We start from the raw sequence: 10,124 nt of genomic DNA on the forward strand, positions 1-10,124 counted from the left end.
GGCCTCGCGGCGCTCGGGCGCGCGGGGGCCCCGCGCGCCGGCCTCGTCGTCGAGGCGCAGGCTGAGCGCGATGCGCTTGCGGGGCACGTCGACGTCGAGGACCTTCACCCGCACCACGTCGCCGGGCTTCACCACCGTGCGCGGGTCCTTCACGAAGGTCTTGGCCAGGGCCGAGATGTGCACGAGGCCGTCCTGGTGCACGCCGACATCCACGAAGGCCCCGAAGGCCGCCACGTTCGTCACCACGCCCTCCAGCACCATGCCGGGCCGGAGGTCGCCGATCGTCTCGACGCCCTCCTGGAAGGTCGCGGTCCGGAAGGTCGGGCGCGGGTCGCGGCCGGGCTTCTCGAGCTCGGCGAGGATGTCGGTCACGGTCGGGAGGCCGACCGTCCCGTCCACGAAGGCGCCCGGGTCGAGGCCCCGCAGCAACCTGGCATTCCCGATCGCCCCGCCTATGTCGCTCCTCGCGGCCTGGAGGATGCGCCGCACGACCGGGTAGGATTCCGGGTGGACGCCGGAGGCGTCGAGGGGGTCGTCGCCCGCGGTGATGCGCAGGAAGCCCGCCGACAGTTCGAAGGCCTTCGGGCCGAGCCCCGCCACCTTCCGCAGGCCCGACCGGCTGCGGAACGGCCCGTGCGCGTCCCGGTGCAGCACGATGTTCTGCGCCACCCGCTCGCTCAGGCCCGAGACCCGCGCCAGGAGGGGACCCGAGGCGGTGTTGACGTCGACCCCGACGCCGTTGACGCAATCCTCCACCACCGCGTCGAGGGAGCGCGACAGCTTCCCCTCCGCGAGGTCGTGCTGGTACTGGCCGACCCCGATGGCGCGCGGCTCGATCTTGACGAGCTCGGCCAGCGGATCCTGGAGCCGGCGCGCGATGGAGACGGCGCCCCGCAGCGAGACGTCGAGGTCCGGCAGCTCCTGGCTGGCGTAGGCCGAGGCCGAGTAGACCGAGGCGCCGGCCTCCGAGACCATCACCCGGGTGAGCCCCAGCTCCGGCTGCCCGGCGATCAGCTCCGCGGCCAGGCGGTCGGTCTCGCGCGAGGCGGTGCCGTTGCCGATGGCCACGAGCTCGACGCCGTGGGCCCGGCAGAGGCGCGCGAGCGTGATCAGCGCGCCCGACCAGTCCCGGCGCGGCTCGTGCGGGTAGATCGTGTCCGTCGCCACCACCTTGCCGGTGGCGTCGACCACCGCGGCCTTCACGCCGGTGCGGAAGCCGGGATCGAGGCCGAGGGTCGGGCGGGCGCCGGCGGGCGCGGCGAGCAGCAGGTCCCGCAGGTTGCCGGCGAAGACCCGCACGCCCTCCTGCTCCGCCGCCTCCCAGAGCCGGGCCCGCAGGTCGAGGGCGATGGAGAGCCGCAGCTTGGTGCGCCAGGCCCAGCGCACCGCCTCGGCGAGCCAGCGGTCCCCCGGCCGGCCCTGGTCGCGGATGCCGGCGCTGAGCGCGATGCGGCCCTCGTAGAGGTTCGGCGCCCCCGGCGCGGCGTCGGCCGGGGTCTCGTCGAGCCGCAGGTCCAGCACCTCCTCCTTCTCGCCCCGGAACAGGGCCAGCACCCGGTGGGCGGGAAGCCGCGTCAGGGGCTCGGCGAAGTCGAAGTAGTCGGCGAACTTCGCGCCGGACTGCGCCTTGCCGTCCCGCACGCTCGAGACCAGCCGGCCGCGGCTCCAGAACGCCTCGCGCAGGCGCCCGACCAGCTCCGCGTTCTCGGCGAGGCCCTCGACCAGGATCGCCCGCGCGCCCTCGAGGGCGGCCTCCGGCGTCGCCACGCCGGTCCGGGCGTCGACGAACGCGGCGGCGGCCGCGAGCGGCTCCCGGTCCGGGCGGGCGAGGAGCGCCTCTGCCAGGGGCGCGAGGCCCGCCTCCCGGGCGGCCTGCGCCTTGGTGCGGCGCTTGGGCTTGAAGGGCAGGTAGAGGTCCTCGAGCCGCGCCTTGGTGTCGGCGGCGAGGATCCGGCCGCGCAGGGCGTCGTCGAGCTTGCCCTGGCCGCGGATGCTCTCGAGGATCGCGGCGCGCCGCTCCTCGAGCTCGCGCAGGTAGCCCAGGCGCTCCTCGAGGGTGCGCAATTGCGCGTCGTCGAGCGTCCCGGTCGCCTCCTTGCGGTAGCGGGCGATGAACGGCACCGTCGACCCGCCGTCCAGCAGCTCCACGGCCGCCTTCACCTGCCAGTCCTGCGCGCCGAGTTCGGTCGCGATGCGCTGCTCGATCGTCGGCATGGGGTGTCGCGGCTCCGCTGCGGGGAGGCGCGTGTGTAGAGCATTTTCCCGCCGAGGGGAAACCCGTTCCGCGCAGAAAATGCGCCGGAACAAAGACTTAACGGCGGCAGCCGGGCTCGGGTGGGCCCGGCCGCCGGGCTCAGCGCACCCCGCCCGCCGGCAGCACCCCGGTCGGTGCCGGGACGCGGCGCAGGCGCTCGCGGCGGGCCGTGTAGAGGCCGCTCGCGCCGATCACCATGACGCCGATCCCGACGTAGAGGTCCGGCACGGTGTTGAAGGCGAAGAAGCCGAGCAGGGCCGCCCAGACGATCTGGCTGTAGGAGAACGGCACCAGGGTCGAGGCCGGGGCGTGGCGGTACGCGATGGTGACGATCCAGTGGCCGGCGGTCGAGATCAGCCCGATGGCGGCCCCGATGCCGACCTGCTCCAGGCTCGGGGTCGCCCAGACGAACGGCACGATCCCGCAGAGGAGCACGAAGCCGACCAGCGCCGACCAGGTCATGGTGGTCTGGGGAGCGTCGTAGCCGTTGATCTTGCGGGTGATCACGAGGGCGCCGGCCCAGCACAGGGCGGAGGCGACCGGCAGCAGGGCCGCGGTCTGGAACGCGCTCGTGCCCGGCCGCACGATGACGAGGACGCCGGCGAGGCCCACCAGGGCGGCGAGCCAGCGCCGGGCCCCGACCTTCTCGCCGAGGACCGGGATCGACAGGGCGGTGACGAAGATCGGCGAGACGAAGCCGATCGCCGTCGCCTCGGCCACCGGCAGGCCGCGCAGCCCGGCGAGGAAGAGCAGCGAGGAGCCGAGCAGCGCCACGCCCCGCAGCACCTGGAGGCCGGGCCGCGCGCTGCGGAACGGCGACGGCCCGCCCCGCACGGCGTTGCGCACCAGCGCCGCCGCCAGCATCACGGCAACGAAGCCCGCGTAGCGCAGCCAGGCGATCTCGACGCCGGACAGGGAGCCCGTGAGGTACTTCGCGATGGCGTCGGAGCTCGACAGGAAGACCGTCGAGACCACCACCAGCACGATGCCGCGCAGCGGCTGGTCGCCGAGGAGCGCCGGCAGGACCGGGCGGAGCTGGGGAGCGGAGAGGGGGAGCGCGGGACTGAGCGTGGCCACGGTACGAGCAAGCCGAAGGATAACGGGAAGGACACCCTAGCACCGCCCACCCCCGGCGAGCCGTGACGATTGCGCGTCACGGCCATGCTTCGGCCTCAGCCCTAGTTAAGGCGGGCTTTACACAATTGTGTCGGCTCCGCGGGAACTTGCGGCGGCGGCGCGGCGGCGGTCGAGAACGCGGCCGGGCGTGCCGTCCGCGCCGCACGGGGACGCGTCTGCTCGGGTGGAACAAACCCGGCGGCCGCCCGTTGCTTTTCCCCGCCCGGGCGCGAAGGGCCGCCTCAGCAGCAGCGGAAGCCGCCGCGGCCGCCGATCCCGTAGCGGGCGTTCTGGCGCTCGCGGAAGAAGGCCGTCGGCGTCATCGGCTCGCTCCCGGGATGGGTCCGGCGGACGTGGGCCACGTAGGCGTCGTAGTTGCCCTGGCCCACCATGAGCCGGGCGCCGTCGCAGACGCAGCGCGCCAGCGACGCCCAGCGGGCCCGGAGGCTCTCGGCCTGCGTCATGCGTGCCTCCCTCACTCGCCCGCCGGCACCGCGCCGGGATCGGCCTCGAGGGCGGTCCAGCGCTCGGCCCGGTAGGCCGCGAGGCAGGCCCGGATCCCGAAGCCGAGGACCGCCACCACGACGCCGACGAAGAGGAGCGCCAGGCCCGCGTCGATGCGGTCGTTGAGGACGATCTGGCTCATCTGGGCGGCGTCCCTGGCGGGCGCCAGCACCTTGCCCTCGGCGAGCGCCGCCGCGTAGCGGTCGGCGTGCGCGAGGAAGCCCACGCGCGGGTCCTCGGCGAACACCTTCTGCCAGCCGGCCGTGAGCGTGCAGGCCGCGAGCCAGAGCGTCGGCAGGATGGTGACGAGGGCGTAGCGCTCGCGCTTCATCTTGAAGATCACGACCGTGCACAGGGTCAGCGCGATGGCGGCCAGCATCTGGTTCGAGATGCCGAACAGGGGCCACAGGGTGTTGACGCCGCCGAGCGGGTCCGTGACGCCCTGGTGGAGGAAGAAGCCCCAGGCGGCGACGCAGAGCGCCGTCGCGACGATGCTCGGGCCCCAGGACGCGGTGTCCTTGAAGGCCGGCACCGCGACGCCGATCAGGTCCTGGAGCATGAAGCGGCCCGCCCGCGTCCCGGCATCCACCGCCGTGAGGATGAACAGGGCCTCGAACAGGATGGCGAAGTGGTACCAGAACGCCATCATGGCCTTGCCGCCGACGACGTTCGAGATGATGTGGGCCATCCCCACCGCCAGGGTCGGCGCGCCGCCGGCCCGGGAGATCACCGTGTGCTCGCCCACGTCCGCGGCGGTCTGCTGGATCGTCGCGGCCGTGATCGGGAAGCCCATGGCGGTGACGGCGGCGCTCGCGCTCTCGGGCGTGGTGCCGACGATCGCGGCCGGCGCGTTCATCGTGAAGTAGACGCCCGGGTCGATGACGCTCGCGGCGACGAGGGCCATCACGGCGACGAAGGACTCCATCAGCATGCCGCCGTAGCCGATGAAGCGGGCGTTCGTCTCGTTGTCGATCAGCTTCGGGGTGGTGCCCGACGCGATCAGGCTGTGGAAGCCCGAGACCGACCCGCACGCGATGGTGATGAACAGGAACGGGAACAGCGACCCCGACCAGACCGGGCCGGACCCGTCGACGAACTTCGTCACGGCCGGCATCTGGAGGTGGGGCGCCAGCACCAGGATGCCGAGGGCGAGGCCCACGATGGTGCCGATCTTGAGGAAGGTCGAGAGGTAGTCCCGCGGGGCGAGCAGCAGCCAGACCGGCAGGATCGAGGCGACGAAGCCGTAGCCGATGAGCATCCAGCAGAGCTGCGTGCCCGTGAAGGTGAACAACGCCGCGAGCCTCGGGTCGTCGGCGACCGTCTGGCCGTACACGATGGCGGCCATCAGGAGCACGAAGCCGAGGATCGAGACCTCGCCGATGCGCCCGGGCCGGATCCAGCGCGAGTAGACCCCCATCAGGATGGCGATCGGGATGGTGGCCATCACCGTGAAGGTGCCCCAGGGGCTCTCGGCCAGGGCCTTGACGACGATGAGCGCCAGCACCGCCAGGATGATCACCATGATCAGGAAGGTGCCGAACAGGGCGACGATCCCCGGGATGGTGCCGAGCTCGGCCCGGATCAGCTCGCCGAGGGAGCGCCCGTCGCGCCGCATCGAGACGAACAGCACCATGAAGTCCTGCACGGCGCCGGCCAGCACCACGCCGGCGAGGATCCAGAGCAGGCCCGGCAGGTAGCCCATCTGGGCGGCGAGGACCGGGCCGACGAGGGGGCCGGCGCCCGCGATCGCGGCGAAATGGTGGCCGAACAGCACGTAGCGGTCGGTCGGGACGTAGTCGAGGCCGTCGTTGTGGCGCCGGGCCGGGGTCGGGCGCGCGGGATCGAGCCGCATGATGCGGTCGGCGATGAACAGCGAGTAGTAGCGGTAGGCGATGAGGTAGACCGACACCGCCGCGACGACGATCCAGAGCGCGTTGACGGTCTCGCCGCGCCCGGTCGCCACGATGGCGAGCGCGGCGGCGCCGAGCGCGCCGACGAGGGCCCAGGGCCCGTGCTTCTGGATGGCCGTCATGGCGCGCGTCTCCCGGTCGGGGCGCCGGCTCTTGGCGGCAGGCTCCCGGTCCCGCGGGAGATTAGACGGTTTTGCGCGTTCGAGAAGGCGCCCCGCGGCCCCGTGCGGCCCGGCGCCCCGTCACGGCGAGGGCAGCTCCGACAGGATGTGCTCGTAGTCGAGGTTCGCCGTCTCGATCACGATCTGGGTGCGGCTGATCACCCCGAGCTTGCGCAGGATCTCGGAGACGTGGGCCTTCACGGTGGAATCGCCGACCCCGAGCTCGTGGGCGATCTGCTTGTTGAGCTTGCCCTGGCGGATCATCAGCAGGACCCGGACCTGCTGGGGCGTCAGCTCGGCGATGCGCTGGGCGATGGGCGCCTTGCCGCCCCGGCGCTTCTCCGGCTCGGGGCCGCCGCTCAAGGTCTCCGGCACGAAGACCGCGCCGTTGAGCACGTCCGTGATGGCGCGGATCAGCACCGGCTTGCCGGCGGCCTTCGGGACGAAGCCCGCGGCGCCGTGGCCGAGGGCCTCGCGCACGATGCGGGGGTCGTCGAGGCCCGAGACCACCAGGATCGGCGTGCGGGGGAACCGGGTCCGGATGGCGATGAGGCCGTCGAAGCCGTTCACGCCCTGCATGGTGAGGTCGAGGAGCGTCAGGTCCACGGAGCGGGCGCGGGCGAGCACCGCGCAGGCGCTCTCGATCCCGTCGGCCTCCTCCACCTGGGCGTCCGGGAAGGCGAGGCGCACCGCGCTGCTCAGGGCCTCGCGGAAGAGGGGATGGTCGTCGACGATCATCAGGTGCATGTCCGACCCCTTGGCGGCGGGGGCCGGCCCCTCGTCCGGTCGCCTCCCGGCCGGAGGAGACACCGGCTGGGCCGGAAGGGTCAATCCCACCATCGAAGGGTGCCATCCTGTGTCCCGGCGGGACGCGGCCCACCGCAGTGCAATCGGCGTGTTCGTGCTGAATCGAGCCCGTTCGGCGCGCGCACCGGGCCGTCGGCTCCAGCATCGGCCGACAACCCGATAGATCAGTCGAACCCTAGCATTGGCCCGGCCAGGCAGCCACCATGCTTTGGTACGGACAGGATCTAGCGGAGCGCCCGGCCTGCACCTTGGTCCTATAGTCGGCTCGGGCGCCACGGTCCTATCGTGGGCGGCCTCAGCGGTTGGAACACTCGTCGCCGCGAAGTGGGCGGGAGCGGGGTGTGGCATCATGGCGGGCGTGCCGCGTGGGGCGGCGCGCCGGCCGATCGCGGGGGCGATCGCCCTCCTGCTTCCCAGCGCAGGCGCAGCCGCCGCACCGGCTGCGCCTGCGCACCCCGGCGTTGCAACCGACCCGCCCTCTGCCGCATACTGCGCGCACGCCGCGCCGGGGTCGCCCGGGCGGCGACGGGAGGGGACACTTGGCGCAGGGCACGCGCACGCGCTCGCACCGGTGCGGCATCCAGACGGCCTGGACGGAGGAGGCGGGGGCGGACGACGCGGCGGCGGCTCTCGCGGCCTCCCTCGACATCGCGCGCGTCGCCCACCTGGTGATCTTCTTCTCGCCGTCCTACGGGGCCGAGACCCTCAACGCGGCGGTCGCCCGGCACTTCCCGGGGGTCCGCGTCGCGGGCTGCACCTCGTCGGGCGAGATCAGCCCCATGGCCGGGCTCGACCGCGGCCTCGTGGCGATCGCGTTCCCGCACGAGGGGTTCCGCCTCGCCTCCGTCCTGCTCGAGAACGTCGACCGCCTCGACGCGGAGCGCGCGGCCGGCTCGATCCGCGTCCTGAGGTCCACCCTCGACGCCGTCGGCCGCGGCGGCTCGCGCTTCGCGATCTCCCTCATCGACGGGCTCGCCAACGCCGAGGAGACGGTGATCGCCGCGGTCGGCTTCGGGCTCGACGGGGTCCCGCTCGTCGGCGGCTCGGCGGGCGACGAGCTCACCTTCTCGGAGACGGCGCTGATCCACGACGGCAGCGTCCACCGCCGCGCCGCGATCCTGCTCCTCGTCGAGACGGACTACCCGGTCGAGATCTTCAAGAACGACAATTTCGAGCCGACCGGCATCAAGTTCGTGGTGACGGAGACCGACCACGAGCAGCGCACCGTGCGCGAGCTGAACGCCGAGCCCGCGGCCGTGGAGTACGCGAACGCGCTCGGCCTCGATCCCGACGCCCTGACGCCCACGAGCTTCGCGGCCCATCCGCTCGTGGTCCGGGTCGGCGGCGACTATTTCTGCCGCTCGATCCGCCACCTCAACCCGGACCAGTCCCTGAGCTTCCACTGCGCCATCGACCGGGGCGTCGTCCTGACGCTGGCGCGGCAGAAGAACCTCGTCGAGGCGACCCGCGAGGAACTCGCCCGGCTCGACGCCAGCCTCGGCGGCGTCGACCTGGTGATCGGCTTCGAGTGCGTCCTGCGCCGGCTCGACGCCGAGATCCACCAGGTCCGCCACAGCATCGCCGAGCTCTACCGCCGCTACAACGTCGTGGGCTTCGAGACCTACGGCGAGCAGTTCCGCTCGATGCACCTGAACCAGACCTTCACGGGCATCGCGATCGGCCGGCACGCCGTTCCGTGACCGGCGAGGCGCCCGCGGCGGCCGCCGGCCCCGCCGCCGCCCCGGCGCCTCCGGACGAGGCCGCGGCCCTGCGGCGGCGCGTCGCCAAGCTCGAGCGCATCAACGCCGCCCTGATGTCGCAGGTCGAGCGCTCGATGGACCAGCGCGGCAGCGCCTACTCGCTGTTCCAGACCGCCATCACCCTCGAGGGGCAGGTGCGGGCCCGGACCGAGGAGCTGACGGCGCTCATGCGCAGCCTCGAGCGCTCGAACCAGGCCCTCACGGCCGCCAAGGAGGAGGCCGAGCGCGCCAACCGCTCGAAGACGCGCTTCCTCACGGCGGCGAGCCACGACCTGCTCCAGCCCCTCAACGCCGCCCGGCTCTCGCTCTCGGCGCTCGGCGACCTCCCGGTCGGGCGGGAGGCCCGGGGCATCGTCGGCCAGGTCGAGCGCGGCCTCCAGACCATCGAGGACCTGATCAAGACGCTGCTCGACATCTCGAAGCTCGACGCCGGCCTGATCCAGCCGGTGCCGCGGCCGGTGCGGGTGGCCGACGTGCTGGCGAGCGTCGAGGCGAGCTTCGGCCCGCTCGCCGCCCGCAAGGGCCTGCGCCTCGGCGTGCGGGCCGGCGAGACCTGGGTGGCGAGCGACGTCGTGCTGCTCCAGCGCATCCTGCAGAACCTCGTCTCGAACGCCGTCCGGTACACGGCGGCCGGCGGCGTCCTGGTGGCGGCGCGGTCCCGGGACGGCGCCGTGCGGATCGACGTGATCGATTCCGGCTCCGGCATCCCGGAGGCGGACCGGGAGCTGATCTTCGAGGAGTTCCACCGCGGCGGACGGGAGAGCGTGGACGGCGAGATCGCCCTCGGCCTCGGGCTGTCGATCGTGCGCCGCTCGGCCCTGGCGCTCGGCCACGCCCTGACGCTCGCCTCCCGGGTCGGGCACGGCTCGCGCTTCAGCCTGCACCTGCCGGCCTGCGCCCCCGAGCCCCCGCGGCCGGCCCCGGCGCTCGCCCTCCCGACGAGCCTCACGGGGGCCCGCATCGCCCTCATCGAGAACGACAAGGCCGCCCTCGAGGCCCTGGCGCGCCTGTTCCACGGCTGGGACGCCCACGCCTTCGCGGCCCGCGACCACCTGAGCCTCGTGCGGCTCCTGCCGGGCTCGACCTGGAGCCCCGACGTGATCGTGGCCGACTACCACCTCGACGGCGGCGCCTGCGGCCTCGACACCGTGGCGTGGCTGCGCGCGGTCCACGGCCACGACATCCCGGCGATCGTCACCACGGCCGACCACTCGGCCGAGGTCGAGGCCCACGTGCGGGCGACGGGGTGCGAGCTCGTCCACAAGCCGATCAAGCCGGCCCAGCTCCGGGCGCTCCTCGCCCACATGCTGACGCAGGGCTGACGGACTAGGCCGGTCCGGCGGCAAGATTTCCCCCGCGCCCCCGTGCTATCGCTGCCCGCCGCAGGGAGGGACCAGCACGGTGGCACGCGGGACCGCCACGTTTCCGGCGAGGCTACCCTCGGCGGCGCGGTCCTGTTCGGCGAGCCCGTCACCCCGATGATGATCGCCGGCATCGCGGTGGTCGCCCTCGGCGTCGCGATCCTGGCCGCGGCGCAGGGCCAGCACTGACGCGCGCCCCGGCCGCCCCGGCCGCCGGCCCGCGGCCCGTCCTCGGCCGGGGCGGGCGGCCG

General features: G+C 73.5%; 8 protein-coding genes. 3 read left to right on the plus strand and 5 right to left on the minus strand.

The window, feature by feature from the left end:
- From DT057_RS32035 to DT057_RS32055, 5 genes are all read right to left on the minus strand, one after another.
- The coding region (locus DT057_RS32035) for a Tex family protein (protein WP_162501572.1) at positions 1-2,214 on the minus strand (2,214 nt) is incomplete at its 3' end.
- Positions 2,215-2,353: 139 nt separating this feature from the next.
- The gene (locus tag DT057_RS32040; RefSeq protein ID WP_128566083.1) at positions 2,354-3,331 is read right to left on the minus strand and encodes a DMT family transporter; all 978 of its coding nucleotides are present in this window, start codon (positions 3,329-3,331) and stop codon (positions 2,354-2,356) included.
- A gap of 281 nt (positions 3,332-3,612) precedes the next feature.
- Positions 3,613-3,834: a YbdD/YjiX family protein gene (locus DT057_RS32045; protein WP_128566084.1), complete on the minus strand. Its 222-nt coding sequence runs from the start codon at positions 3,832-3,834 to the stop codon at positions 3,613-3,615.
- 11 nt (positions 3,835-3,845) lie between these two features.
- Entirely contained in the window at positions 3,846-5,906 is a 2,061-nt protein-coding gene (locus tag DT057_RS32050) for a carbon starvation CstA family protein (RefSeq protein WP_128566085.1), read from the minus strand.
- A gap of 120 nt (positions 5,907-6,026) precedes the next feature.
- A complete protein-coding gene (locus tag DT057_RS32055) occupies positions 6,027-6,785 on the minus strand; it encodes a response regulator (protein ID WP_203236437.1) in 759 nt (252 codons plus the stop codon).
- Between the two features lie 506 nt (positions 6,786-7,291).
- Here DT057_RS32055 and DT057_RS32060 point away from each other — a divergent pair.
- From DT057_RS32060 to DT057_RS32070, 3 genes are all read left to right on the plus strand, one after another.
- Positions 7,292-8,452, plus strand: coding sequence for an FIST N-terminal domain-containing protein (locus DT057_RS32060; protein ID WP_128566087.1), 1,161 nt, complete (start codon positions 7,292-7,294; stop codon positions 8,450-8,452).
- A 113-nt stretch (positions 8,453-8,565) separates the two neighbouring features.
- Positions 8,566-9,834, plus strand: coding sequence for a hybrid sensor histidine kinase/response regulator (locus DT057_RS32065; protein WP_128566089.1), 1,269 nt, complete (start codon positions 8,566-8,568; stop codon positions 9,832-9,834).
- Between the two features lie 42 nt (positions 9,835-9,876).
- Positions 9,877-10,062, plus strand: a complete 186-nt coding sequence (locus DT057_RS32070; RefSeq protein ID WP_128566088.1) for a hypothetical protein — start codon at positions 9,877-9,879, stop codon at positions 10,060-10,062.
- The last annotated feature ends 62 nt before the right edge of the window (positions 10,063-10,124 follow it).

The sequence above is a fragment of the Methylobacterium crusticola genome, assembly GCF_003574465.1.
GTDB classification, from domain to species: Bacteria; Pseudomonadota; Alphaproteobacteria; order Rhizobiales; family Beijerinckiaceae; genus Methylobacterium; species Methylobacterium crusticola.